Below are 26,582 nucleotides of genomic sequence, written 5' to 3'. Positions count from 1 at the left end.
GCCTGCAAGGCCTCGCGCAGTACACGAAGTGACAAGCGTGGGGGCCATATTTCAGCCGTTCAGCTCATCAGCCCGCGCCTGGGCCGCCGCAAAGTCCAGGTCGCCACTGTAGATGGAGCGGCCGCAGATCACGCCGTCAATGCCCTCGTCTTCCACGGCGCACAGCGCTTCGATATCGGCCATGCTCGACAGGCCACCCGAGGCGATGACGGGAATTATCAGTGCCTGCGCGAGCTTGACCGTCGCTTCAATGTTGATGCCGCTGAGCATGCCGTCGCGGCCAATGTCGGTGTAGATAATGGACTCCACGCCGTAGTCTTGGAATTTTTTGCCCAGGTCCACCACTTCGTGGCCGGTCAGCTTGCTCCAGCCGTCAGTGGCGACCTTGCCGTCTTTGGCATCAAGCCCGACGATGATGTGGCCGGCAAAGGCGGTGCAGGCGTCCTGCAGAAAGCCCGGATTCTTGACGGCTGCGGTGCCGATGATGACGTAGCGCAGGCCGGCGTCCAGGTAGCGCTCAATGGTATCCAGATCGCGAATGCCGCCGCCCAGTTGCACGTCGATTTCGTTGCCCACTTCCGCCAGGATGCGCTTGATGGCCAGCTCGTTTTTGGGCTTGCCTGCAAATGCGCCGTTCAGGTCCACCAGGTGCAGGCGGCGGGCGCCCTTGTCGACCCAGCTGCGCGCCATGGCGGCGGGGTCTTCACTGAAGATGGTGGATTGATCCATGTCGCCCTGTTTCAGGCGAACGCAGTGACCGTCTTTCAGGTCAATCGCGGGGATGAGTAGCATGTTGGGGTAAGAAGAAAACGAAGGAAGGGTTTAAAAAAAGACGATTCACCCTCGGTGCTCCGGGTGCAATCGGCGGCGGATGGGATTTCAGGGCTTCCAGTGCAGGAAATTACGGTACAGGGCCAGTCCGTGCTCGGCGCTTTTCTCGGGGTGGAACTGGGTGGCGAAAATATTATCGCGTGCAATGGCTGCCGCAAAGCGCCCACCGTAGTCCGTCTCGCCCGCAATGTGGCGGGCATCCGACGGACGGGCATAAAAGCTGTGGACGAAATAAAAATACGCGCCGTCTGGCACGCCGGCCCACATAGGATGCACCGGGCTTGTTTGATACACCTGATTCCAGCCCATTTGCGGCACTTTGTAGCGGCTGCCATCGGGCTGGATTTTCCCTGCCAGATCAAACTTGACGACATCGCCGTGGATCAGGCCCAAGCCGGGCGTTGCGGCGCCGTCAAGCCCCTCGTGGCTGTTGTCCAGCAACATCTGCATGCCGACGCACACGCCAAACAGCGGTTTGTTCGCGGCGGCGTGCAACACGGCCTCTTGCAGGCCGGATTCGGCGAGGGCGCGCATGCAGTCGTGCATGGCGCCCTGGCCGGGCAGCACCACGCGTTCAGCGTCCAATACGTCCTGCGCACGCGAAGTAACCACGACCTCGTAGCCGCTGCCTTGGGCCACATGCTGGACGGCTTGCGACACCGAGCGCAGATTGCCCGAGCCGTAATCAACCACCGCTACTGTTTTCAACTTGGATATTCTAAGAATTATTTGCTATTATTTTAATAGCTACTTACAACCGTATTCTATGGGCTAACGGCCAAAATATTCTAAAACTGCGGTCATCCCGTGGCAACCCCGTTACAGCGAACCCTTGGTCGAAGGAATCACACCCACGGCACGCGGATCGATTTCCAGCGCCATGCGCAAGGCTCTGGCGAAGGCCTTGAACACCGTTTCGGCCTGGTGGTGGGCATTTTCGCCTTTGAGGTTGTCGATATGCAGCGTCACGAATGCATGATTCGCAAAGCCCTGGAAAAATTCATAGGCAAGCTGGCTGTCAAAAGTGCCAATCATGCCGCTCTTGAACGGCACGTTCATGTCCAGGCCAGGTCGGCCCGAAAAATCAATCACCACGCGGGACAAGGCCTCATCGAGCGGCACATAGGCGTGGCCATAGCGGCGCAGGCCTTTTTTGTCGCCCACGGCTTGGGCCACGGCCTGCCCCAGCGTGATGCCGACGTCTTCCACCGTGTGGTGGCCGTCAATATGCAGGTCACCCTTGGCGTGAATGTCCAGATCAATCAGGCCGTGGCGGGCGATCTGGTCCAGCATGTGGTCAAAGAAACCGATGCCCGTTGACAGTTTGGCCTGTCCGGTGCCGTCAAGGTTGAGCTTGACGGTGATCTGGGTCTCGGCTGTGTTGCGCGAGACTTCCGCGGTGCGCGGAGCGGTGATGGGGGCAGGGATAGAGGTAGGAAGGGAGGTCGTCATAGGGATTCTTCAAGCGCCGCCAGCATTTGCGAATTTTCTTCGATGGTGCCAACCGTCAGGCGCAAACAATTGGCCAGCAATGGATGCATTCTAGAAACGTTTTTGACCAGCACCTTGCGCTGCCTCATGCCTTCGAAGGCTTTGGCCGCATCCGGTACGCGCACCAGAATCATGTTGGCGTCGCTTTTCCAGGCTTTGACGCCCTTCATGGCACTGAGCGCGGCAAACAGCACCGTGCGCTGCGCAACCAGCTCCTGCGCCTGCGCGGCAAACACGTCGCGGTGCTCCAGCGCAAAGAGCGCGCACTCGTAGTTGAGCACGCTGATGTTGTAGGGCGGCCGCACCTTGTCGATTTCGGCAATTAGCGCTTTCGGGCCCATCATGTAACCGATACGCACGCCAGCCAGCCCGAACTTGCTCAGGGTGCGCAGCAGCAGCACATGGCTGTGCCTGGCGATGCGGTCCATGTAGCTTTTGCTGGAAAACGGCTGGTAGGCCTCGTCCATCACCACCAGGCCGCCTTGCGCGCCGACGGCGTCGATGATGTGCTCGATCACTGCGTCGTCCCATAGATTGGCCGTGGGGTTGTTGGGGTAGGCAATGTAAGTGACGGAGGGATGGTGCTCGGCAATGGCGGCCAGCATCGCGGCTTGGTCGAGCTCAAAGTCGGCCGTCAAGGGCACACCGATGAATTTCAGGCCCTGCAATTGCGCGCTCATGCCGTACATCACAAAGCCGGGCAGCGGCGCAAGGATGGCGCCACCCGGTACATCGCAGGCCAGGGCCAGCAGCGAGATCAGCTCGTCCGAGCCATTGCCCAGCATGATGTCAAAGCCCTCAGGCATCCCGGCATAGTCCGCCAGCGCATGGCGCAAGTCATTGACACGGCCATCCGGATAACGGTTCAGCGCCAGCGCACCGAGCCGCTGCCCCAGGTGGGCCTGCAAAGCGGCGGGCAGGCGGTGCGGATTTTCCATCGCGTCGAGCTTGACCATGCCGGCCGAGTCCTGAATGGCGTAGGCGTGCATGGACTGCACATCCTGGCGAATCAGTTTTTTGAGTTTCGGATCAAGCACGGTCATGGTTTCACTCTCATTGGGGGTACGGTCCGCAAGCGCATCTCGGCAGCGCGCGCATGGGCCTGCAGGCCTTCACCATAGGCGAGTTCGGCGGCAATTTTCCCGAGGGCCTGCGCGCCCGCTTCGCTGACCTCGATCAGGCTGCTGCGCTTTTGAAAGTCATACACGCCCAGCGGACTGGAAAAGCGCGCGGTGCCGCTGGTGGGCAGCACGTGGTTGGGGCCGGCGCAGTAGTCGCCCAGGCTTTCGCTGGTGTAGGCGCCCAGAAAAATGGCGCCCGCGTGCCTGAGCAGGGGCTCCCACTGGTGCGGCTGGCGGCTCGAGACTTCCAGATGCTCGGGCGCAATGCGGTTGCTGATTTCGCAGGCCTCTTCCATGCTGCGCGTGTGAATCAACGCACCCCGTCCATTGAGCGATTTGGCAATGATGTCGGCGCGTGGCATGGTGGGCAGCAGGCGGTTGATGGCGGCCTGCACCGCGTCAATGTAGGCCGCATCGGGACACAGCAAAATGCTCTGCGCCAACTCGTCATGCTCGGCCTGGCTGAACAAATCCATGGCCACCCAGTCAGCGGGCGTGCTGCCATCGGCCAGCACCAGAATTTCGGACGGCCCGGCAATCATGTCGATGCCCACCGTGCCAAACACGCGGCGCTTGGCGGCGGCCACATAGGCGTTGCCCGGGCCGGTGATCTTGTCAACGGCGGGAATGGTGGCCGTGCCGTAAGCCAGCGCGGCCACGGCCTGGGCTCCCCCAATGGTGAACGCGCGGGTCACACCGGCCACGTAAGCGGCCGCCAGCACCAAAGCATTCTTTTCACCGCCAGGGGTAGGCACCACCATGATGATTTCAGCCACGCCGGCCACATGGGCGGGAATGGCATTCATCAACACCGACGAGGGGTAAGCCGCCTTGCCACCCGGCACATAAATGCCCACGCGGTCCAGCGGCGTGACCTTCTGGCCCAGCAGCGTGCCGTCTTCGTCGCGGTAACTCCAGCTTTCGCCGTTGGCCTTTCTTTGCGCCTCGTGGTAGCTGCGCACACGGCGGGCGGCCGCCTGCAGGGCGTCGCGCTGGACTGCGGGAATCGCATCGAATGCGGCTTTCAACTCAGCCTGCGTGAGCTCAAGTGCGCCCATTGATGCAGAACTCAGGCCGTCAAAGCGTGCGGTGTATTCCAGCACCGCCGCATCGCCGCGCTGCTGCACGTCGGCCAGAATGTCGGCCACGCGCTGTTCAATCGCCGCATCGGCATCGGCAGACCAGTGCAGGAGCGCCTTGAATTCAGCATAAAAAGTACTTGAAGTGCTTGATAGACGGGCTGGTGCAGCTACTAAATTCATAGCATTTCTAATGATGGGTTATTGGGCAAGCGCCAAGGAAAAAGCATCAATCAGTTTGCGGATAGGCGCCTGTCTAAGCTTGAGCGCCGTCTGGTTCACCACCAGATGCGAGCTGATGTCCATGATGCGCTCGACCTCCACCAGGTGGTTGGCCTTGAGCGTGCTGCCGGTGGACACCAGATCGACGATCGCATCTGCCAGCCCGGTGAGCGGCGCCAGCTCCATGCTGCCGTACAGCTTGATCAAATCGACGTGCACGCCCTTGGTGGCGAAAAAGTCGCGCGCAATGGCCACATACTTGGTCGCCACCTTCAGACGCGAGCCCTGCTTCACGGCGGCGGCGTAGTCAAAGCCCTGGCGCACCGCCACACTGATGCGGCATTTGGCAATCTGCAGATCCAGCGGCAGGTAGAGGCCCTGACTGCCGGATTCGAGCAGGGTGTCCTTGCCGACCACGCCCAGATCGGCACCGCCGTATTGCACATAGGTCGGCACGTCGGTGGCGCGCACCAGCACCACACGCAGATCGGGCTGATTGGTATCAAGAATCAGCTTGCGTGATTTTTCCGGGTCGTCGAGCACCTCGATACCGGCCGTTTTAAGCAGCGGCAGGATGTCGTCGAAGATGCGTCCTTTGGAGAGGGCGAGGGTAATCATTATTTGACTCTTTCGATGTCGGCGCCAATGCCGCGCAGTTTGGCTTCCATTTGGTCATAGCCCCGGTCGAGGTGGTAAATACGCTCCACCCGTGTCTCGCCGTCGGCGACCAGCCCGGCAATCACCAGGCTGGCGGAGGCTCGCAGATCGGTGGCCATCACGGTGGCGCCGGAGAGTTTTTCAACGCCTTCCGTGACCGCTACCTTGCCTTCAATGTGGATCTTGGCGCCCAGCCGCACCATTTCGTTGACGTGCATGAAACGGTTTTCAAAAATCGTTTCCGTCACGGTGCTGGTGCCCTGCGCAATGGCGTTGAGCGCCATGAACTGGGCCTGCATGTCGGTCGGGAAACCGGGGTATTCCGTGGTACGGAAGGACTGGGCCTTCATGCGGCCTTGGGCCTGGATGCGGATAAAACCGTCGCCGGCGGTGACCGTGGCCCCCGCTTCACGCAGCTTGTCGATGAGGGCATCCAGGTGATCGGCACGGCCAGCCTTGAGCACCACGTCGCCACCCGTGGCCGCGACGGCGCACAAAAAGGTACCGGCCTCGATCCGGTCGGCCACCACCTGGTGAGTGCAACCATGCAGGCGCTCCACGCCCTGAATGCGGATGCGGCGCGTGCCATGGCCTTCAATGTTCGCACCCATCTTGATGAGCATCTCGGCAAGGTCGCCGATCTCGGGCTCCTGCGCCGCGTTTTCGAGAATGGTTTCGCCCTCGGCCAAGGTGGCGGCCATCAGGAAATTTTCGGTTCCCGTCACGGTGACCATGTCGGTCGTGATGCTTGCGCCCTTCAGGCGTCCACGTCCGCCATTTGGGCCCGCCGGCAATTTGGCCAGCATGTAGCCGTGCTCGACCACGATCTCGGCGCCCATGGCCTGCAAGCCCTTGATGTGCTGGTCCACTGGCCGCGAGCCGATGGCGCAGCCGCCGGGCAGCGACACCGTGGCCTCACCGAAGCGCGCCAGCAGCGGACCCAGGGCCAGCACCGAGGCGCGCATGGTTTTCACCAGGTCATAAGGCGCTTCGGGTGAGCTCAAGGCGCCCGCGTTGAGGGTGACGGTGCCGGGCATGCTCTGACTGCGCTCAGCGGCCACGCCCATGTTGCGGATCAGCTTGAGCATGGTGGCCACGTCCTGCAGGCCGGGCACGTTCTCCAGCGTTACGGCTTCTGCGGTCAGCAGGGCCGCGCACAACTCTGGAAGTGTGGCGTTCTTGGCACCCGAAATAGCGACCGTGCCGGCCAGCGACTTGCCGCCCCTGATAAGTAATTTGTCCATGCGTTCTTGTTCTGCGTGGTTATTGCGCTTGGTTATTACGCGTTGCTGGCGGCCCACTCGGCGGGCGTGAAGACTTTCATCGACAGGGCATGCACCTCATCCGTCTGCATGCGGTTGCCCAACGCGGCATACACCCGCTGGTGGCGCTGGATCAGGCGCTGGCCTTCAAAAGCGCTGGAGACGATGGTGGCATACCAGTGCCGACCATCGCCGGACAGGTCAATGTGTTCGCACGGCAGGCCTGCCGCAATAATGGCTTGAAGTTCTTCGCTGGTCATGGTGTTCTTGTCTTTCGGTTAGTGCCTGATTTTGTAGCCTGTGCGCAGCATGTTGACCGCCACGGCGCTGACCATGAGTAATGCGACGAGCACGATGCCCAGGCTCAGCCAGGGCGACACATCGCTCACCCCGAAAAATCCGTAGCGGAAGCCGTCAATCATGTAGAAAAAGGGGTTCAGGTGACTGACCTTCTGCCAAAAAGGCGGCAGCGAATGAATCGAATAAAACACGCCGCTCAAGAAGGTCATGGGCATGATGACGAAGTTCTGGAAAACGGCCATTTGGTCGAATTTTTCAGACCACAGGCCGGCAATCATGCCCAAGGCGCCCATCAGGGCGGCACCCAGAATCGCAAACACCGCAATCCAGAGTGGTGCCACGAAACCGGGCTGGCCAAAAAATACGGTGACGGCAAACACGCCCGCGCCGACCAGCAGGCCGCGCACAACCGAAGAGCCCACGTAGGCAAAAAACCAGTTCCAGTGCGACAGGGGCGTGAGCAGCAAAAACACCAGGCTGCCCATGATCTTGCTTTGAACCAGCGACGAGGAGCTGTTGGCAAATGCGTTTTGCAGCACGCTCATCATCACCAGGCCGGGCACCAGGAAAGCGGTGTAACTCAGCTGGCCATACACCAACACCCGGCCCTGCAGCACGTGACCAAAAATCAGCATGTACAGCACAGCGGTCAATACCGGGGCGCCCACGGTCTGGAAACCGACTTTCCAGAAGCGCAGGACTTCCTTGTAAAACAAGGTTTGCCAGCCGCTGGTCATGGTGCCCCCACGCTGGTCAGTTCGTTTGCGGCGCTCATGCGGCTATTCCAGTAATGTCAATTTGCACAGGTTCGTCCACGGCTTTTTCGGCCATCACATCGAGAAACACGTCTTCCAGATCAGCCCTGCGGATTTCCACGTCTTCGGCCACCAGTCCCGCCTCGCGAATAGCGGCCAGGTATTGCTCGATTTCGCGGGCGCTGTTCGCAGGAAACTGCACGATACGGCCGGTGATCCTGGCCCGGGCAGCCAGTTGCGGAGGCAGTTCGCTGTCAATTTTGAAGCGCAGGACATTCGATGACGCCGCCTTGAGCAGCTCGGAGGTCTGGTCCAGCGCGACCACATGTCCCTGCTTGAGCATGGCGATACGGCCGCACAGGGCCTCGGCCTCTTCAAGGTAGTGCGTGGTCAGCAGAACGGTGCTGCCCTGCTTGTTGAGCTTGACGATGAACTGCCACAAGGTCTGGCGCAGCTCCACATCGACGCCAGCGGTGGGCTCGTCCAGCACGATCACCTGAGGTTTATGCACCAGCGCCTGCGCCACCAGCATGCGGCGCTTCATGCCGCCCGAGAGCTGGCGCATGTTGGCGCTGGCCTTGTCAGCCAGCCCAAGACTGGCCAGCAGCTCGTCAATCCAGGCGTCGTTGTGCTTGATGCCAAAATAGCCCGACTGAATGCGCAAGGCCTCGCGCACCGTGAAAAACGGGTCAAACACCAGCTCCTGCGGCACGACGCCGAGCTTGCGCCTGGCATTGGCGTAATCCGTCACCACATCGCTGCCATGCACCTTGACAGTGCCGCTGCTGGCCCGGGAGAGGCCCGCCAGAATGCTGATGAGCGTCGTCTTTCCTGCCCCGTTGGGACCCAGCAGGCCGAAAAACTCGCCCTGCTGAATGTCAAAGCTCACGTTGTCAAGCGCCCGGACAACAGGGCCGGTTTGACTTCGCGCGGAGGGGTAGGTTTTGGAGACGGACTGGAATGAAATAGCTGGCATGAGCCCGTCATTTTAAGGGCTGGCGCTAATCAGGTTCATTAATGAGGTTGAAGCGAGCTCAGCTTCGAAAAGCTGAGCTATCGCTTTCACTACCGGCAAAACTCACGTTCAAAACCCGCAGGAATCAGCGCTACTCCATACAAGGCCTTGAATTAGCGAACGTTTTCCAGATACCAATAGCGCCGTTTTCGTATGGGTGTAATGATTGGCGTGACTTTGGAGGCTTCAATGCCCGAGCCTTTGCTATTGGGTGCGCCAATGATGAATGGAACCTGTTTGGTGACGGTTTCCTTGGTGAGGGGCGAGATGTAGCTCACTGTCACAGTACCGGTTACCGGACTGGGCGGCAAGCCGCCTCCCACCAATACCTGGCTCGTCGCCGTTCCACAGAACAAGGGGGCTGAATAGACCTTGGCGACCCCCAGATTGGCACTGCAAGAGTTGGCCGCCGGCGCCGAGGGTTTATTCGTACTGAAGTACGTCACACCACCCACGGACACCGGCGCATTGACAATTTTCTCACCGCTGGTGCTCATGGGAATGTAGCAGCCAGCGGTCTGGTCCTGGGTGGTGCCGACCTGGCCCAGGTTGCCCTGCGTGATGGGCGTAAACGAGGTGGAAGGCGTTCCCTTGGTGGTCTGAAAATCCTTGACGGTGAAGAAGGCGTCGGCGCTGGCTGCGGCCAGCGGTTTTTCCCGGTCGCCAGAGCCCACCAACACTGCCGCAAAAGTAGGCGTCAGCACCACATCGGGCTGGTAGAAAAACTTGCGCGTTCCGCTGAAGCTTGAGGTCGCGCTGCCGGTCAGCGCCGCGAGCTTGTACATGCCCCAATCAGCCACCAAAGAGCTGGTGCTTGTGCTTGTGCCGGTGGTTGTGGTTTTTTCCAGATCGATCCGGTACACATTGCCGCCCATGTCAACGGCATAGGCGCGATCCACGTAACCGTCAAAGTCCGTGTCAATCAGCGAGACGTCGGAGGGCACGCTGCGGTCGGTTGCGAACGTTTTAAGGACGCTGCCCGTAATGGCATCCAGCACCAGAACGGCATTGCCCACCATGTTGGTATTGGTCTGAGACGGGCCATCTTCGTTGGCAGCGTCATAACCTGCACCCATAATGATCACCGGATTTGCGTTGCCCCTGATCTTGGCCACCTTGGGCTCCGACCAGGTTTGTCCGAGTACCGAAATGTTAGTGCCAGTGCTACCAGTGCTAGCGCTAGGGCTGGTTTTCTTCCAGAGAAATTTCGGTGCCGAAGGGATGGTGACGTCAATCGCATACAACACGCTCCCGCCCCGGCGCATGGCGACATACAAAATGACCTTATCAACAGTTTGAACTTTGGTTGTTGGGTCGATCGATACTTTCTGATAAATCCCGATGGGACCGTCAACAAAGTAGTCGCGGGGAGTTGGGGTGGTGGTCGTGTTTGTACTGCCCACGATGGTGGTGGACAGCCGAATCTCCGGTGAGTTGATGCGCAGGCGGTTCAGTTTGAGAAACTGCTCCTGGGGTATGAAGCTCCACAGTTCATTACCGGCAGTTGCACCTGTCTGATTGCCATTGATGGCGTGCAAGGCACCGTCGTTGGCACCATAGAAAACCACCACCCCGGTTGAGCCGCCGTAGTTCACCACGGCCGGCCGGGAATGCAGCACATCGCCGTGCACGCTGGGGCGTATGGTGGTGGTTGCACCGGGGCCCTGCTCATCGGTGGGACTGTTATTGTCTGTTCCCCTCACCCAGTTGATCAAGGTCCCCGGGTCGGTCACGCCAAGAGCCGTTGTCGTTGCGGTGAGCGCAGTGTTGGCTGTGGAAAACTTGGTCGCCGAGTTGCTTGTGTCGGCCAGATTGGTATTGGCTGCACAACTGATGCAGGTGTAAACATTGCGTGCATCCTGCGAGCTTGCGTAGACCTCGCGGATGCGCTGGGCCACGCCGCCTTTTTCAACCACTTCACCATCGGCGGAGTCGGAACTGGTAGGTGGTGTTCCCAGCGGCTGATTGATCCAGTACGAGCTCGGAGTCGTCCAGAAAGAAACCGCCGATGGCGAAAGAAAGCCGGTGGCGCCGCTGATGGCCGGCTTGTTGTCGGCGCCACTTAGAAACAGGCTGTCGGTCGTGGGATCGTAGCCAAACTGGTACTGCTTCAGGTTGCCACGCCAGCGCGGTCTGGCCTGCCCATCGGGGCGGAACATGCCCATGAAAATCTGATTCAGGTAGGTACCCCGAGCGTTAACACTCACCGGCAAACTGGCTGATGCAAAAACACTGTTGACCGCTTGCAGCTGGTTGAAAATATCCGTCAGCGCCACCGTCAGGTTGTCAACGTTGTTGGCTTCGTAGAAGTCGCCGCCACCTGCTTTGGCTATGCCCCGAAAGATATTGGGATATGTCGCTTTGTCACTATTGGCACCCGTGACCGCAATTGAGTAAGTCACGATGTTTTGAGTGCCGGCCTGGCTACTGACATCGCGGCCCAGCAGGAAGCGCGCGTACTCATCCGTCCAGTTGGCGGCGTCCTTGGGGTCAACGTAACCTGTGGTGTATGCGATTGGCGTGGTATCGCCGCCGAGCCCTTTCAACATGGACTTGACGTCATCATTACTGATGTTGTTCCAATCACCCTGTGGCGGGCCATTGGCAATGATGATCACATAATTGCGGCCGCAGCTTGAGGCCGAAGGACTGACATAGTTACCGCTCAAGAATGCAGCGGGATCGTAAGGAGGCGTTCCGCTACGTTGCCCCGCATACGGCGCTGCACCTGCGTAATACAAGTAGGCCTCGTGCATTGCCAGCGCAAAAGAAGTTGGAGAAGGTGATTGGCCGTCTGTCAGTTTTTTAATAACGGTTTTAAGAGCGTCTTTTCCCGCGGCGGTTAAAGGCGTAAACGCCTTGATGGGGCGCGCTCCAGTATTCACATTGGTATCGTTAAAAACCATAAACCCGATATTGAAAAGCGCTGCTCCTCCAGACCCGGTGGGCAGTGCATCAATCACGTTGTACAAAGCGCACTGCTCAATGCTGGACTTCTTGCCTTGAGTGGAGGGTCCCGTCGTCGTCAATACGCCATTTTCTTTGTAATAGCAGTTGGGCTGGCTGTTATTGGCGTTCCAGTTGGCGGAATTATCCAAAACAAAAAGAACGTTTGGCAAATCGCCGCTGGCAGGCGTACTCCCGTAAATATCAATGTCGCTTGAATATTGTGCAAACCCGGGCACAGCCATCATCAGGCCGGCAGCCAACGCCAGGAAGTTCAGGGTTTTACGGAACAAAAAAAAGGTCATTTGATAATCCTTACAGACAGGCGTTGGCCGCATCAGTTTCGAGAACCCGCACGGCAACACCCTGATTCACAACCACCTTGGTGCCCGAGCGCTGATCAACCACTTGCGCCCCAACATTCCACTCGCTGTTGGCACACAAAGAGTTGCCCGCATCGGCGGCGGCATCGGGAATATCAAGCCCGCCCTGCTGCACCACGCTGGACGTCATGCAGGCCAGATCGGCAGGGATGGCGGGATTGAGATCGCTGCTTTTGATGGCTTTGGTACGGTAGCAATGGGGCTGGGGGTTGAGCGTGGCGGTGTAGTCCACCGTGCCGTCGCCGTCGATATCCACCGCTACTGGCGTGGCGGCAACGGCTGCGGGGTTGCTGGTGAAGACCGATGAGCTGATGGTGTCTTCAATCGCTTTCTGGCCAACCGCAATGGCCTCCTGGCGGGACTGCATATTGCCAATGATGCGCAGGTTGCCGGTCGAGCTTTTGAAGGCGCTGATGGCAAACAGGCTCATCAGGATCAAAAAAATCATCGCCACCAGGAGTGTGGCGCCGCGTTGGTGTGCTTTGGAGGTCATGGTATTTCCCTGGGACCCGCAATGTTGTTGATGCGCGTGGTCACGGTGTAAACCCGGCGTTTGTAGCTGTCAGTGAAAGGCCCGCGCGTGCCGGACAGGCCGAGGTCATAAGTCGTGCCGCCGTCGGTAAATCCGGCGCTGGGTTCGGTGGTGCGCGACAGGAAGTGAACACGCACACCCACGACGTTGCCCCAGTCGTTGTCTGCCGCGCCTGCCACGCCGCTCAGTCCGGCCAGGTAGCTGTCGGGACTCCCGTCGCCGCTGGTGTCAAAGGCATAGTCATACGCAATTTCTTCAATGCCTTCTGCCAGCGGTGACACCACCATCTGGTTGCCCTTGAGTTCGGCCCGCTTGAGTGTGGGTATGGTGTCTGCGCCGCATTCGTCGCAAGTGGCCACGTAATAGATGCGGCTGATATAGCGCTGAACAGTGTTGATGATGGTGCAATCGATGCCATGCAGGGTAAAGTCGCTGGACGCGGTGGAGACGATGAAGCGGGTGGCATTGGGGTCGGTGGAACAGCGGGAGGTTTGCAGGTAGACGCCGCCATTCGTGGCGGCCCCGGGTGCGACGGACGTCGTGTCTACGTGCCGCAGCACCAGAGCTCCGGTGCCGGTTTTGTAATTAGGCAGGCAGCTCAGTGCCGCGGCTTCGGTGGCGCTCAAGCCCGTGACGGCCACCGGCCCGGTCGAAGCGGTGTTGTCCCAACCCAGCGCCGTGACGGCGGTGGCGCAGGCCGGCGCCGTGACCGCCGTGATGCCGGTGGCGGACAGCTCGCCGTAATAGCCGGCAACGCTGATGTCCTCGCCCAGCAACTCAGCGGCATACCGGCCGTTTTCGATCTGCCGCATGCTTTTATCGAGTTCACTGCCGGTCTGGCTGCTGTTCGCAAAGAGGGTTGCCAGCCCCGCCACGAGGATCAGACCAATCGCAATGGCAACCATGAGTTCGACGAGCGAGAACCCCCGCATCGACTTGGGTGCCGAGGCACGCCCGACAGGCAAGTTGATTTTCATGATGCAAGGGTGGCAATCTGCACCACGGTAGTCACCGTTCTGCGCATGTTTTCATTGGAGTAGGCGCCCTGGCCGCAGGTATTGGCTGGCGCTCCTGTGGCCTGGACGCCTTGCCAGGCAATACTGATCAGATACTGGTTGGCCGCCGGACTGGTGATGCAGCCACGGGCGCCTGTCATGGCCCCCAGTTTGGCCGTCCCCCGGACTTCTGCCGCCCCCTGTATCAACAGACTCCATTCGCACAAGTCCTTGCCGGCGCGCGTGGTTGGCGTCGTGCAGTCACCCGGGTCTGTGGTGCCAATGTTGTTGCCTACGTATGCGGCTGCGCTGACCCGGTTCAGGCTCATGCGCGCAGAGATGTCATTGATGAGGAGCAAGGCCTGCGACCTCTGATATCCCTCCACTTGCGACAGGGCGGTCTGGGCCTGCAGACCCACAAAACCCAGCACGCCAAACGCGATGATGAGCATGGCAATCAGCACCTCCATCATGGCGGCTCCACGCTGAAACCGGTTCTTGATCACGGGGGGCACTCCATGTTGGCACTTTTCGGTCGGCCCGAAGGGTCCAGCGAGATGCAGCGTTTGTGCGTGCCTCCGTCCGACAGGCCAAATCGCACCACGGTGGATACGCTTGTTTGACCATTCCTGTCGAAAGTAATACTGGCTGGCGATGTGGTGAATTGAACACCGCTCCCGACGCTGCCTTGTCCGCTGAGTACTTCAGTGCTGGAGGCCACATTGACACTCCATCCGTTATTCCATGCGGCGGAAACGGGTGTGAGCGTAACACTCTCCCCGCGCTTGACCGCCTCGTTACGCGCCAGCACCAAATCACCAACGATGTTGTAGGCGGTTGTCCGTACCCGTTGCGCGGCCAGCAGTTCCCGGAAAGAAGGCGCGGCCAGCGACGCCATCACAGCCAGCACAGCTACAGTGACCATCAGTTCAATAAGCGTAAATCCTCGAGTTGTGTTCTTGGCTGAGCATTCCATGGCAAGGCCTTACCAGCAAGACGAAGGAGATTTGGTACCAACCTGGTCGATGCTCAGGGCTCCGCATTTGTCTGCGGCCTGCGAGCCCGAAGGAGTCGCCAGTGCAGTAAAGGTCGGCACAACTGCAGTACCAACACTCAATGTGATGGCATAGGTTTGCTGGACCGTATTGGGAATGGTGACGTTAAGCGCACCTACCGTCGTTGCATAGCTGCGCGTGTCAAGCAACATCTGTTGCTGGCGCGCGCTGATGTTCATTAATGCCGCCTGGGCTTCTGCGCGTCGGGACTTGCGGATCTGATCTAAATAAGCCGGGTAGGCGACAGCCGCCAAAATACCAATCACGGCTACGGTAATCATGAGCTCAATCAGCGTGAAACCGCGATTTTTTTTCACACCACACTCCAACTTGGAATTATCTATATGCTTGGCTATTGTTAGTCACCCAAGTTAACTCAGTCAATGCCACCCATACCGTGAAAAAAGCCGTTCGTCGCATAAGGCCACCGGTGAAACCGGCAAGCCTTCGGACTCAGGCGATGGCAGTAGCCGTGGAAGGAATCAGTGCCGCAACACCGTAGAGGCTGGCCAGCTCACGCAAGCGCGCAGGCGCGCCCTGCACCGAAAAAGCCTTGCCCGCAGCCAAAGCCTGGCGGCGGCATTCGAGCAGAACCGCCAGCGCGGACGAATCAAACTGCTGCAGGGCGCTGGCATCAGCCACCACCTCGGCCGACTGGGACAGCACCACCTGCTTCAACCCGCGGACAAACCCGGCCGCCACAGCATGCGTCAGAACAGGAGGAAGCGTCAACATGGCAAAGGTCCTGCTCAGGACTTCTGGTCGCCAGCGTTGGCTTTGTTGCGCTGCGCGAGTGACGCGATCAGGCCATCAATGCCTTTGGCGTTGATTTCCTGGGCGAACTGGGTGCGGTAGGTTTCTACCATCCAGATGCCCAGCACATCGAAGTCATAAATTTTCCAGCCCGTGGGGGTTTTTTCCATGCGGTAGTCCAACTGAACCGGTTCACCATGGCCAAGAACTTCGGTTCGCACCAGCACCTCGGTGTCCGTCGGTGCTGCGCGCAATGGCTTGACGTTGAGGGTCTGATCCTTGACCTGTGAAAGCGCGCCGGAGTAGGTACGGATCAGCAGCGTCTTGAACTCCTCTTGCAGACGCTTTTTCTGCTCGGGAGTCGCCTGACGCCAGCTGCGGCCGACAGTGGAAGCCGTCATGCGCGTGAAGTTCACGTGGGGCATGACCTTGCTGTCCACCAGCGCAATCACCTTGGCCATGTCACCGGACTGCACGCCCTTGTCCGACTTGATGTTGTCCAGCACTTCAGCAGAAACACGCTTGATCAGCGCATCAGGAGCCTCTTCGGCAGCGCGAACAAAAGGGGCCGATGCGAGCAGTGCCAGGCTGAGCGAGGCAGTCAATAAATGGCCGAGAGTTCTACGGTTCATGGTTTTCCTTCGATAGCGAAACAGGTGCTCATCAACATCGCCACATGACCATCATGCACATTTTGCTGAGAACCCGTGGTTCGATAGTTATTTTGCGCGATTGGTTCGGGGTGGGAGATGAAGTTTTACGGCAGTCTTGTAAAAGTCGTTTACAAGCGCTCTTTATTGGGTAGCCGGCGCAGCGGGTTCCCCGGCGCCGGGTACCGCTTCAGGCAGGTCGTAACGCTCCTCGGTCGGGGCGGCCGCGCCACCAGTTCGGCTGCGATGGTGCTGCAGGTAGATATCGCGCGCAAAACTGTATTTATCCAGGGACGCCTCCTCCAGAAATTCACCGGCACTCAGCAAATTCGCCCGTGTATCCACTGCGCGCAAGGAAATCAGGGAATTACGCACGGGCACATTGTGCGCACGGCTCACCAGATTTCCCTGCGTGTCAACCAGCGTGCCGACGGAATCACGCACGGTGGAAGGCCCCAGCAAAGGCAGTACCAAATAGGGACCAGAAGCCACGCCCCAATATCCCAGGGTTCGGCCAAAATCCTCGCGATGCTTCGGGATTTTCATGTCGCTGGCAACATCTAAAATGCCACCCAGTCCCCAGAATGTATTGACCGTGACGCGAAAGAAGCTGTCACTGGCCGCTTCAGGCTTGAACTGCAGCACGTTGTTCGCCAGCGACCAGAGGTCTGAAATATTTCCAAAGAAATTGGTAACGCCCGTGCGCACCAGCGCAGGCGTGACATCCTGGTAGGCCGTCGCCACAGGCTTGATGACGGCCCGGTCCACGCCGTCGTTGAAGTTGAACACCGTCCGGTTGAACGGCTCCAACGGATCGGCCGGATTGGCATTAGGCCCGGTGGCGCAGCCTTGCAAAAAGGCCAACACCAGGGCTGCCGTGGCCCACAATAAGGACTGTTTCATCGTGATCTGGGGTGTCATTTTTTTTCTGTGGTCCCTGATGGCGGTGCAGACCCGGATCCAGAACTGCTGTCCGCAGCCTTACTGAACAAAAACTGGCTGATCAGATTTTCCAGCACCACGGCGGACTGTGTCTGGTTGATCACGTCCCCCGCGGCGAGGTTTTTTTCGTCTCCGCCGGGCACCACGCCGATGTATTGTTCACCGAGCAGACCGCTGGTAAGAATCTTCAGCGAACTGTCCTTGGGAAAGGCATAACGGCCCTCCATGGCAAGCGTGACACGCGCCTGGAAAGTTTTGTCGTCAAACGTGATGTCCTCCACGCGGCCCACCACCACGCCGCTGCTGCGCACCGCCGCCTTCGGCTTGAGACCGCCAATGTTGTCAAAGTGGGCTTCGATCCGGTAGGTGGACTGGAAATTCAGATTCAGCAGGTTGGCGGCCTGCAGCGCGAGAAACAGGATGGCCGCAGCCCCGATCAGGACAAACAAGCCTACCCACACATCATTCTTTGAGCGTTGCACAACACTCTCCTTATTTTGTAAACATCATCGCGGTCAGGATGAAATCCAGACCCAGAACGGCAAGGGAGGCCACGACCACCGTACGCGTGGTGGCGCTTGCCACCCCTTCCGGCGTAGCTTGCGCCTCAAAACCCTGCAACAGGGCAATAAAGGTCACGGTAAAGCCGAACACGATGCTCTTGACAATGCCGTTGCCCACATCCTGCCAGACATCGACACCGCCCTGAATCTGGCTCCAGAAAGAGCCACCATCCACACCGATCATGAGCACGCCCACCACCCAGCCGCCAATAATGCCCATGGCGCTGAACACAGCAGCCAGCAAGGGCATGGTGATGACACCCGCCCAGAAACGTGGCGCCAGAATGCGTTGCACCGGGTCCACCGCCATCATTTCCATGACGCTGATCTGCTCACCCGCCTTCATGAGGCCGATCTCGGCCGTCAGCGACGTCCCGGCCCGTCCGGCAAACAGCAGCGCAGTCACCACCGGACCGAGTTCCCGCACCAGGGTCAGTGTCACCAGCAAGCCCAGCGCGGACGAAGAACCATAGCGCAGCAGCGTGTAATAGCCCTGCAGGCCAAACACAAAACCGACAAACAGACCCGAAATGGCGATGATCGCCAGCGAATAATTGCCAAGAAAATGAATCTGGTCGCGCACCAGGCCAAAGCGTTTGAAGCTCGAACCGAGCGTTGCCAGAAGCCGGATGAACAGCCGGGCGCCACGACCCAGAGCAGCCAGCTTGGTGCGGGTGGCGAGGCCGACATCCGAGGGCTTGTACCAGCTCATGGTGAAACTCCAGGCTGCTGCGCCAGCGACTTATGGCCAAGACCGAAGTCTTCCTCGACCGTCACGCCGGGATAATGAAACTGGACCGGGCCGTCCGGCAGGGCATTCACATACTGGTACACCAGCGGGTCGGTGCTTTTACGCACCTGTTCGGGGGTGCCCTCGGAGGCGATCTTTCCGTTGGCCAGAATGATCACATGGTCAGCAATCCCGAAGGTCTGCTCGAGCTCGTGCGACACAAAAATACTGGTCAGGCCCATGGAGTCATTAAGCTGACGGATCAGCCGTGCCGCAGTGCCCAAAGAGATTGGATCGAGGCCCGAAAAGGGTTCGTCGTACATCACCAGCTCGGGATCGAGGGCAATCGCACGCGCCAGCGCAATACGCCGCGCCATGCCGCCCGACACCTCGCTGGGCATGAGGTCACACGCGCCACGCAGGCCCACCGCATTGAGTTTCATGAGCACAATGTCGCGTATCAGGGCCTCGGGCAGGTCGGTATGCTCGCGCAGCGGAAAGGCCACATTCTCGAACACGCTGAGGTCGGCAAACAGCGCCCCAAACTGGAACAACATGCCCATGCGGCGCCGGGCGGCGTAGAGCTGCTGCTGATTCATGGGGGTCACATCCTGGCCGTCGAACAGCAGTTCGCCAGACTGCGCCCGGTTCTGGCCGCCAATCAAGCGAAGAATGGTCGTCTTGCCTCCGCCGGATGCCCCCATCAGTACCGTGACCTTGCCACGCGGCACCGACAGCGAGATGTCGTCCAGAATGACGCGCTCCCCGTACCCAAAGGTCAGGTGGCGCAGTTCAACAAGGGATTCGGTAGAAGATGGGGCCATAAAAGACAAAAGCCGGGTTTATCCGGCTTGTCAATCATAAGGGATTATGCTTTTCAGCGCTGCGGGTTGCTGCAAGCCCATCAGCAATTCGTCAAGGGCGCGCGCAGCCTGGCGGCGTTCACGCCACGCAAGCTGCCAGCTTGCGTTTTGTTAATCCACCCCGGGGGGCGATTTGCGAAGGCCTCAGCGCGGCAGGTCGCTGTAACCCATCAGGAATTCGTCAACCGCGCGCGCAGCCTGGCGGCCTTCGCGAATCGCCCATACCACCAGACTCTGGCCGCGCCGGATATCCCCTGCGGCAAACACCTTGGGCACGTTGGTGGCATAGCCACCCGTGAAGTCAGCGCTCGCTTTGGCGTTACCGCGGTTGTCTTTCTCGACGCCAAAGGCCTCCAGCACCGAAGCGACGGGCGAGACAAAGCCCATGGCCAGCAGAACCAGATCGGCCTTCAAGGTTTGCTCCGAGCCGGGCACTTCAATCATCTTGCCGTCTTTCCATTCGACGCGAACGGTTTTCAGGCCCGTGACTTTGCCCTTCTCGCCGATCAGCGCCTTGGTCGAGATGGCGAACTCGCGCTCGCAACCCTCCTGGTGGCTGGAGCTGGTGCGCAACTTGACCGGCCAATCTGGCCAGGTCATGGGTCGATTTTCCTCAACAGGGGGCTGCGGCATCAGTTCAAACTGGGTCACGCTGGCCGCCCCATGGCGGTTGCTGGTGCCCACGCAGTCAGAACCCGTGTCGCCACCGCCAATCACAATGACGTGCTTGCCGTCGGCCCTGATCTGGCCTTTCACCTTGTCGCCCGCATTGACTTTGTTTTGCGATGGCAAAAATTCCATGGCGAAATGCACGCCGTCCAGGTCGCGGCCGGGCACCGGCAGATCACGCGACTGTTCGGCGCCGCCGGTCAGGATCACGGCATCGAAGTCTTTTTGAAGTTGCTGCGCTTGAATAGTCTCTTTGGCCCAGTTCGTCACTTTGGAGTCTTTGGGCAGGCTGCCGACCATCACGCCCGTGCGAAAGTGCACGCCTTCAGCCTGCATCTGTTCGACACGCCGGTCAATGTGGATTTTTTCCATCTTGAAGTCGGGAATGCCGTAGCGCAGCAGGCCGCCCACGCGATCATTTTTCTCAAACAGCGTCACGTCGTGACCGGCACGCGCCAACTGCTGCGCAGCGGCCATGCCGGCAGGGCCGGAGCCCACAACCGCTACCTTTTTGCCGGTTTTGTGCTTGGGCAACTGGGGCTTGACCCAGCCTTCGGACCAGGCACGGTCAATGATGGCGTGCTCAATCGATTTGATGCCCACCGCGTCGTCGTTCACGTTGAGCGTGCAGGCCGCCTCGCACGGTGCGGGACAGATGCGGCCGGTGAACTCCGGAAAGTTGTTGGTGCTGTGCAGCGTATCGATCGCGTTTTTCCAGTCGGCGCGGAACACCATGTCGTTGAAATCGGGAATGATGTTGTTGACCGGGCAAGCGCTGGTGCAAAACGGCGTGCCACAGTCCATGCAGCGCGCCGCCTGCTTGCTGGCCTGCGAGTCGTTCAGGCCGATGACAAATTCCTTGTAGTTCTTCAGGCGCTCGGCAACGGGCTTGTAGCCCTCTTCGATGCGCTCGTATTCCATGAAGCCGGTGATTTTTCCCATGATGAGGTCCTGTGCGATTTTCTTAAGCGTTTTATGCTGCCAGCCCATTTTTAACGGGCGCAAGCAGCTATTAATACAATAGCAAACGATAGCCGCCTTGCCTTCCTTGGCCCTATTTGGCGAGTACGGCTTCCTGGTTGGTGGCCACTTGCGCGCGCGTGGTTTCGGTTGCCGCTTCCAGCCGGCGTTCCTTGCGCTCAATCAAAGCCCGCTTGTACTCATTGGGGAACACTTTCACAAACTTCAGGCGTGACTCGGGCCAAGCGTCCAACAACTCGCGCGCGCGTTTGCTGCCAGTCCAGCGGTGGTGCTCCTGCAGCAGCCGCTTGAGCAGCACTTCATCGCTTTCACCGACATGCCAGTCGGCTTTGTCATGGCTGTGCTGCTCGGCCGTGGTCACCACCCGGTCCATGGACACCATGGACGTGTTGCAGCGCGTCGCAAACTGCCCGTCTTCGTCGTACACATAGGCCACGCCGCCGCTCATGCCAGCCGCGAAATTACGGCCCGTCTTGCCCAGCACCGCCACCGTGCCGCCCGTCATGTATTCGCAGCCATGGTCGCCCGTGCCTTCGACCACCGCCGTCGCGCCTGACAGGCGTACTGCAAAACGTTCGCCCGCCACGCCGCTGAAGAAGGCTTCGCCGGTGGTCGCACCGTAGAGCACGGTGTTACCGACGATGGTGTTTTTGACGGCCTCACCGCGGAAGTCAATGCTGGGGCGCACCACGATGCGGCCACCGCTCAGACCCTTGCCGGTGTAGTCGTTCGCGTCACCAATCAAGTAAAGGGTAATGCCTTTGGCCAGGAAGGCGCCAAACGACTGGCCTCCGGTGCCTTCTAGCTGGATGCGCAGCGTGTCGTCGGGCAGGCCTTCAGGTCGCAAGCGAGTCAGTTCGCCCGACAGCATGGCGCCAACGGTACGGTTGACGTTGCGCACGACTTCGATGAATTGAACCTTCTCGCCCTTTTCCAGCGCGGCTTTTGATTTTTCAATCAGGCGGATGTCCAGCGCTTTTTCGAGCCCGTGGTCCTGCTCCATCACATGCCGACGCGGCACATCGGCAGGCACATCAGGTTGATAGAACAGGCGGCTGAAGTCCAGGCCGCTGGCCTTCCAGTGCGAAATGCTTTTTTGCGTATCGAGCAGGTCGGCGCGGCCAATCAGGTCATCAAACTTGCGCACCCCCAACTGCGCCATGAGCTGACGGGCTTCTTCAGCGACAAAGAAGAAGTAATTGACTACATGCTCAGGCTTGCCACTGAATTTCTGGCGCAACACCGGGTCTTGCGTGGCCACGCCTACCGGGCAGGTGTTGAGATGGCATTTGCGCATCATGATGCAGCCCTCGACCACCAGGGGCGCTGTGGCAAAGCCGAATTCGTCAGCGCCCAGCAGCCCGCCAATGACCACGTCGCGGCCGGTTTTCATCTGGCCATCAGTCTGCACGCGAATGCGGCCACGCAGGCGGTTGAGCACCAGCGTCTGCTGGGTTTCAGCCAGACCGATTTCCCAGGGTGACCCGGCATGCTTGATGGACGACCAGGGCGAGGCGCCCGTGCCGCCGTCATGGCCGGCAATCACCACATGGTCGGCCTTGGCCTTGGCGACGCCCGCAGCCACTGTGCCGACTCCCGTTTCGCTGACCAGCTTGACGCTGATGCTGGCGCGCGGGTTGACGTTTTTCAGGTCGTGGATGAGCTGTGCCAGGTCTTCAATCGAATAAATGTCATGGTGTGGCGGCGGCGAAATCAGGCCGACACCGGGCACCGAGAAACGCAGGTGGCCGATGTATTCACTGACCTTGCCGCCGGGCAACTGTCCGCCCTCGCCAGGCTTGGCCCCCTGCGCCATCTTGATCTGTATCTGGTCGGCCGACACCAGGTATTCAGCCGTGACACCAAAGCGGCCCGAAGCGACCTGCTTGATGCGGGAACGCAGCGAATCTCCGTCCTGCAGCGGCAGGTCGACTTCCACCACGCTCTCGCCAATCACGCTTTTCAGCGTCTCACCCTTTTTGATCGGAATACCCTTGAGTTCCTGGCGGTAGCGGTTCGGGTCTTCACCGCCCTCTCCGGTGTTGCTCTTGCCGCCTATGCGATTCATGGCCACCGCCAGTGTTGCATGCGCTTCGGTGCTGATGGAGCCCAGCGACATGGCGCCAGTGACAAAGCGCTTGACGATTTCCTTCGCAGGCTCGACTTCGTCAATCGGAATCGCTTTGCCGGGGTCGATCTTGAACTCGAACAGACCACGCAGCGTCATGTGACGGCGATTCTGGTCATTGATCAGCTGGGCGTACTCTTTATAGGTGTTCCAGTTGTTCGAACGCGTGGAATGCTGCAGCTTGGCAATCGCATCGGGCGTCCACATGTGGTCTTCGCCGCGCACCCGCCAGGCGTATTCACCGCCGGCGTCCAGCATGTTGGCCAACACCGGGTCATCGCTGAAGGCGGCCTTGTGCATGCGCAAGGCTTCTTCGGCAATCTCGAACACGCCCATGCCGCCCACCTGGCTGGCCGTTCCGGTAAAAAATTTATCCACGGTGTTGCGGTTCAGTCCAATCGCCTCGAATAGCTGGGAACCACAGTAACTCATGTAGGTCGACACGCCCATCTTGGACATGATCTTGGAAAGACCCTTGCCGACGGCCTTGGTGTAGTTGTAAACCGCCTTGTCGGTGCTCAGGTCGCCCGGAAGCCCCCTGGACAGTTCGGCCAGTGTTTCGATGGCGAGGTAGGGATGAACCGCCTCGGCGCCGTACCCTGCCAGCACGGCAAAATGATGCACCTCTCTGGCCGAACCGGTTTCGACGACCAGTCCGGCGGTGGTGCGCAGGCCCTCTTTCACCAAATGCTGGTGAATGGCTGACAGTGCCAGCAATGCCGGAATGGCGACTTGGCGTGCGCTCATGGCGCGGTCGCTCACGATCAGGATGTTTTTGCCGCCCTTGATCGCATCAACCGCTTCAGCGCACAGCGAGGCGAGCTTGGCCTCCACCCCTTCATGGCCCCATGCCAGCGGATAAGTGATGTCAAGGGTGTAGCTTTTGAACTTGCCCTGGGTATGCGCTTCGATGTTGTGCAGCTTTTGCATGTCGGCGCTGCTCAGCACCGGCTGGCTGACTTCCAGCCGCATGGGCGGGTTGACCTGGTTGATATCCAGCAGGTTGGGCTTGGGTCCGATAAAGGACACCAGCGACATCACGATGGCTTCGCGAATCGGGTCAATCGGCGGGTTGGTGACCTGCGCGAACAATTGCTTGAAGTAGTTGTAGAGCGGCTTGTTTTTGCTGGACAGCACGGCCAGCGGGCTGTCGTTGCCCATGGAGCCGGTGGCTTCCTCGCCATTGATCGCCATGGGCGATATCAGGAATTTGATGTCTTCCTGGGTGTAGCCAAAGGCCTGCTGTCGGTCAAGCAGAGAAACTTCGGAAGTCACCGGAGCCTGTACGGCGCTTTCCGGGGTCTTGGCCGACACATCGTCCAGCCTGATGCGCAGGTTTTCAATCCACTGTTTGTAGGGCTTGCTGTTGGCCAGCGTGGCCTTGATCTCTTCGTCGTCCACCATGCGGCCCTGTTCCAGATCAATCAGGAACATCTTGCCAGGCTGCAAACGCCACTTGCGCACGATCTTGTGCTCGGGAATCGGCAACACGCCCGATTCAGAGGCCATGATGACCAGGTCATCATCAGTGACGCAATAACGTGAAGGCCGCAGGCCGTTGCGGTCCAGCGTCGCGCCAATCTGGCGGCCGTCGGTGAACACGATGGACGCCGGACCGTCCCACGGTTCCAGCATGGCCGCGTGGTACTCGTAGAAGGCCTTGCGGCGCTCATCCATGGTGGTGTGCTGCTCCCACGGCTCGGGGATCATCATCATCACAGCCTGGCTGATGGGGTAGCCCGCCATCGTCAGCAGCTCCAGGCAGTTGTCGAAAGTGGCGGTATCGGACTGACCGGGAAAGGTGATCGGGTAGAGCTTTTGCAGATCGGCACCGAGCACGGGCGAGGACATCACGCCTTCGCGCGCCTTCATCCAGTTGTAGTTGCCCTTGACGGTGTTGATCTCGCCGTTGTGCGCGACATAGCGGTAAGGGTGGGCCAGTGGCCACTCGGGAAAGGTGTTGGTCGAAAAGCGCTGGTGCACCAGACCTAGCGCCGACACGCAGCGCTGGTCCTGCAGATCGAGGTAGTAGGTGCCCACCTGGTCGGCCAGCAACAAGCCCTTATAGACCACGGTGCGGCTGGACATGCTGGGGACGTAATATTCCTTGCTGTGCGTCAGGTGCAGGTTCTGGATCGCCGCGCTGGCGGTTTTGCGGATCACATACAGCTTGCGTTCCAGCGCGTCCTGAACGATCACGTCGTTGCCACGGCCAATGAAAATCTGGCGCAGTATGGGTTCTTTTTCGCGCACGGTGGGCGACATCGGCATATCGCGGTTGACCGGCACATCGCGCCAGCCCAGCAGCACCTGGCCTTCGGCCTTGACGGCGCGTTCCAGCACCTGTTCGCACGCCAGACGCGACGCATGCTCCTTGGGCAAAAACACCATGCCCACGCCATATTCGCCCGGCGGGGGCAAATCAACGCCTTGTTTGGCCATTTCTTCGCGGTACAGCGCATCGGGCAACTGGATCAGGATGCCGGCACCGTCGCCCATCAGTTTGTCGGCACCTACCGCACCCCGGTGATCGAGGTTCTCAAGAATCTTCAAGCCCTGTTGGACGATGGCGTGGGTTTTGTGGCCCTTGATGTGCGCGACGAATCCCACACCGCACGCGTCGTGCTCGTTGGCACCGGCATATAAACCGTGTTGTTCAAAGTGCTTGATTTCAGCAGCCGTGGTCATGGCAATTCCTCGTCAGTTGGGGCAAGAGCGGCGTATCGGGCACGCATCGCTACTCTCCGCAAGGGTTCATATTTTTTGCAGGGAAGGGAAGCATAGTGCACGGCAGCAACAATACCAAGCACTTTAATAGGGGTCAGATTCCAATTAATTCCCGCTTTATTTCATCGACAATTAATTAGGGACACATCAAAAAAGGGAGCACAAAACCAAATATACATAAGAGAAATTGGCATTTTCAAGGCTTCAACGCATTGCTGATAGGCCGTCCGGGCTGGGTCTTTTTGACGCGGCGCTCTGTGCGTTTTTGTAAATCAGCCACAAAATCTTCGCCTCCCAAAGCCCAGCCACTGAGGGCTGATCGGGTCAGCGCGTCCTGCTGCTCCGTTGTGATGCCAGCATGCACCCATTCGGCGTAGGCCGCTTCACGCCCAAAAGGCGTGTTGCCCAGCGCCCAGAACAGCGGGTGCGGCGTCACTATCTTGTCAGTCCGCAAGCCGATGTAGTGACCGTGACTGGACCAAGCGTAGTCTCTTGCCTCTTTCACCATACCGGCGCGCACCGGATTGAGATCGATATAGGCCATACAGGCCAGCAGGTAGCGTTCAGTTTCTATCAACGTCGAGCGGTAACGCCCTTCCCACAAGGTCCCGGAGCGCCCCTGGCTGTCGTTGAAATAACGCACATAGCTGCGGCCGACGGCTTGCATCATCTGCGGCAGCCCATCAGCGGTGGCCGGGGTGGCGAGCAAATGGAAATGGTTGCTCATCAGCACATAGGCATGCAGCGCCACACCAAATTTTTGGGCATTTTCATCCAGCAGGCCCAAGAGCATCTGGTAATCGGCAGCGGATGAAAAAATGGCTTGCCGGTTATTGCCCCGCTGGATGATGTGATGCGGATAGCCGGGAACCGTGAGACGGGGAAGACGGGCCATGAGGTGCAATATCTTGAGTTTGCGTCATGATAATTGG

General features: G+C 59.4%; 25 protein-coding genes. All 25 read right to left on the bottom strand.

Annotation, left to right across the window (positions count from 1 at the left end; genetic code table 11):
- Window positions 1–51: 51 nt before the first annotated feature.
- The 25 genes from hisA to B3F77_RS20385 all read right to left on the bottom strand — a co-directional run bounded on the left by hisA (window position 52) and on the right by B3F77_RS20385 (window position 26,545).
- Complete coding sequence (gene hisA, locus B3F77_RS20505; RefSeq protein ID WP_293606746.1) at window positions 52–792, bottom strand: 1-(5-phosphoribosyl)-5-[(5-phosphoribosylamino)methylideneamino]imidazole-4-carboxamide isomerase; 741 nt, start codon at window positions 790–792, stop codon at window positions 52–54.
- A gap of 87 nt (window positions 793–879) precedes the next feature.
- Window positions 880–1,548 carry an imidazole glycerol phosphate synthase subunit HisH gene (hisH, locus tag B3F77_RS20500; RefSeq protein WP_293606748.1) on the bottom strand — a complete coding sequence of 223 codons (669 nt, stop codon included), beginning with the start codon at window positions 1,546–1,548 and terminating at the stop codon, window positions 880–882.
- 102 nt (window positions 1,549–1,650) lie between these two features.
- On the bottom strand, window positions 1,651–2,283 hold the full coding sequence (gene hisB, locus B3F77_RS20495; RefSeq protein ID WP_293606745.1) for an imidazoleglycerol-phosphate dehydratase HisB: 633 nt from the start codon (window positions 2,281–2,283) through the stop codon (window positions 1,651–1,653).
- On the bottom strand, window positions 2,280–3,365 hold the full coding sequence (gene hisC / locus B3F77_RS20490; RefSeq protein ID WP_293606744.1) for a histidinol-phosphate transaminase: 1,086 nt from the start codon (window positions 3,363–3,365) through the stop codon (window positions 2,280–2,282). The genes hisB and hisC overlap by 4 nt, the downstream gene beginning before the upstream one ends.
- Entirely contained in the window at window positions 3,362–4,705 is a 1,344-nt protein-coding gene (gene hisD, locus B3F77_RS20485; protein ID WP_293606743.1) for a histidinol dehydrogenase, read from the bottom strand. Before hisD ends, hisC begins: the two co-directional genes overlap by 4 nt.
- Before the next feature lie 18 nt (window positions 4,706–4,723).
- Entirely contained in the window at window positions 4,724–5,362 is a 639-nt protein-coding gene (gene hisG / locus B3F77_RS20480; protein ID WP_293606742.1) for an ATP phosphoribosyltransferase, read from the bottom strand.
- Window positions 5,362–6,645 carry a UDP-N-acetylglucosamine 1-carboxyvinyltransferase gene (gene murA, locus B3F77_RS20475; protein WP_293606741.1) on the bottom strand — a complete coding sequence of 428 codons (1,284 nt, stop codon included), beginning with the start codon at window positions 6,643–6,645 and terminating at the stop codon, window positions 5,362–5,364. Before murA ends, hisG begins: the two co-directional genes overlap by 1 nt.
- A 35-nt stretch (window positions 6,646–6,680) precedes the next feature.
- On the bottom strand, window positions 6,681–6,923 hold the full coding sequence (locus B3F77_RS20470) for a BolA family protein (protein ID WP_293606740.1): 243 nt from the start codon (window positions 6,921–6,923) through the stop codon (window positions 6,681–6,683).
- 18 nt (window positions 6,924–6,941) lie between these two features.
- Window positions 6,942–7,700, bottom strand: coding sequence for an ABC transporter permease (locus B3F77_RS20465; RefSeq protein ID WP_293606739.1), 759 nt, complete (start codon window positions 7,698–7,700; stop codon window positions 6,942–6,944).
- A 34-nt stretch (window positions 7,701–7,734) separates the two neighbouring features.
- Entirely contained in the window at window positions 7,735–8,694 is a 960-nt protein-coding gene (locus tag B3F77_RS20460) for an ABC transporter ATP-binding protein (protein ID WP_293606738.1), read from the bottom strand.
- Between the two features lie 152 nt (window positions 8,695–8,846).
- Window positions 8,847–11,984 carry a pilus assembly protein gene (locus tag B3F77_RS20455; RefSeq protein ID WP_293606737.1) on the bottom strand — a complete coding sequence of 1,046 codons (3,138 nt, stop codon included), beginning with the start codon at window positions 11,982–11,984 and terminating at the stop codon, window positions 8,847–8,849.
- 10 nt (window positions 11,985–11,994) lie between these two features.
- Window positions 11,995–12,555, bottom strand: a complete 561-nt coding sequence (locus tag B3F77_RS20450) for a pilus assembly PilX family protein (RefSeq protein ID WP_293606736.1) — start codon at window positions 12,553–12,555, stop codon at window positions 11,995–11,997.
- The gene (locus B3F77_RS20445) at window positions 12,552–13,571 is read right to left on the bottom strand and encodes a PilW family protein (protein WP_293606735.1); all 1,020 of its coding nucleotides are present in this window, start codon (window positions 13,569–13,571) and stop codon (window positions 12,552–12,554) included. Before B3F77_RS20445 ends, B3F77_RS20450 begins: the two co-directional genes overlap by 4 nt.
- The gene (locus B3F77_RS20440) at window positions 13,568–14,095 is read right to left on the bottom strand and encodes a type IV pilus modification PilV family protein (protein ID WP_293606734.1); all 528 of its coding nucleotides are present in this window, start codon (window positions 14,093–14,095) and stop codon (window positions 13,568–13,570) included. Before B3F77_RS20440 ends, B3F77_RS20445 begins: the two co-directional genes overlap by 4 nt.
- Window positions 14,092–14,565 carry a GspH/FimT family pseudopilin gene (locus B3F77_RS20435; RefSeq protein ID WP_293606733.1) on the bottom strand — a complete coding sequence of 158 codons (474 nt, stop codon included), beginning with the start codon at window positions 14,563–14,565 and terminating at the stop codon, window positions 14,092–14,094. The genes B3F77_RS20440 and B3F77_RS20435 overlap by 4 nt, the downstream gene beginning before the upstream one ends.
- Window positions 14,566–14,574: 9 nt before the next feature.
- Complete coding sequence (locus B3F77_RS20430) at window positions 14,575–14,961, bottom strand: type IV pilin protein (RefSeq protein WP_293606732.1); 387 nt, start codon at window positions 14,959–14,961, stop codon at window positions 14,575–14,577.
- 136 nt (window positions 14,962–15,097) lie between these two features.
- A complete protein-coding gene (locus B3F77_RS20425) occupies window positions 15,098–15,379 on the bottom strand; it encodes an STAS domain-containing protein (protein ID WP_293606731.1) in 282 nt (93 codons plus the stop codon).
- A 14-nt stretch (window positions 15,380–15,393) separates the two neighbouring features.
- Window positions 15,394–16,029, bottom strand: coding sequence for an MlaC/ttg2D family ABC transporter substrate-binding protein (locus B3F77_RS20420; RefSeq protein ID WP_293606730.1), 636 nt, complete (start codon window positions 16,027–16,029; stop codon window positions 15,394–15,396).
- Between the two features lie 162 nt (window positions 16,030–16,191).
- Window positions 16,192–16,950, bottom strand: coding sequence for an MlaA family lipoprotein (locus tag B3F77_RS20415; protein ID WP_293606729.1), 759 nt, complete (start codon window positions 16,948–16,950; stop codon window positions 16,192–16,194).
- Between the two features lie 14 nt (window positions 16,951–16,964).
- Complete coding sequence (gene mlaD / locus B3F77_RS20410) at window positions 16,965–17,471, bottom strand: outer membrane lipid asymmetry maintenance protein MlaD (protein ID WP_293606728.1); 507 nt, start codon at window positions 17,469–17,471, stop codon at window positions 16,965–16,967.
- A 10-nt stretch (window positions 17,472–17,481) separates the two neighbouring features.
- Window positions 17,482–18,264, bottom strand: coding sequence for a lipid asymmetry maintenance ABC transporter permease subunit MlaE (mlaE, locus tag B3F77_RS20405; protein WP_293606727.1), 783 nt, complete (start codon window positions 18,262–18,264; stop codon window positions 17,482–17,484).
- Window positions 18,261–19,106 carry an ABC transporter ATP-binding protein gene (locus B3F77_RS20400; protein WP_293606726.1) on the bottom strand — a complete coding sequence of 282 codons (846 nt, stop codon included), beginning with the start codon at window positions 19,104–19,106 and terminating at the stop codon, window positions 18,261–18,263. The genes mlaE and B3F77_RS20400 overlap by 4 nt, the downstream gene beginning before the upstream one ends.
- A 183-nt stretch (window positions 19,107–19,289) precedes the next feature.
- Window positions 19,290–20,756: a glutamate synthase subunit beta gene (locus tag B3F77_RS20395; protein ID WP_293606725.1), complete on the bottom strand. Its 1,467-nt coding sequence runs from the start codon at window positions 20,754–20,756 to the stop codon at window positions 19,290–19,292.
- 112 nt (window positions 20,757–20,868) lie between these two features.
- Window positions 20,869–25,611, bottom strand: a complete 4,743-nt coding sequence (locus B3F77_RS20390; RefSeq protein WP_293606724.1) for a glutamate synthase-related protein — start codon at window positions 25,609–25,611, stop codon at window positions 20,869–20,871.
- A gap of 235 nt (window positions 25,612–25,846) precedes the next feature.
- A complete protein-coding gene (locus B3F77_RS20385) occupies window positions 25,847–26,545 on the bottom strand; it encodes a transposase (protein WP_293606723.1) in 699 nt (232 codons plus the stop codon).
- Between the last annotated feature and the right edge of the window lie 37 nt (window positions 26,546–26,582).

This window comes from Polaromonas sp. UBA4122, from assembly GCA_002381615.1.
Classification (GTDB): Bacteria; Pseudomonadota; Gammaproteobacteria; order Burkholderiales; family Burkholderiaceae_C; genus Polaromonas.
Note: the sequence above shows the minus strand (reverse complement) of the source record. Positions and strands in the feature narration are given on the sequence as shown.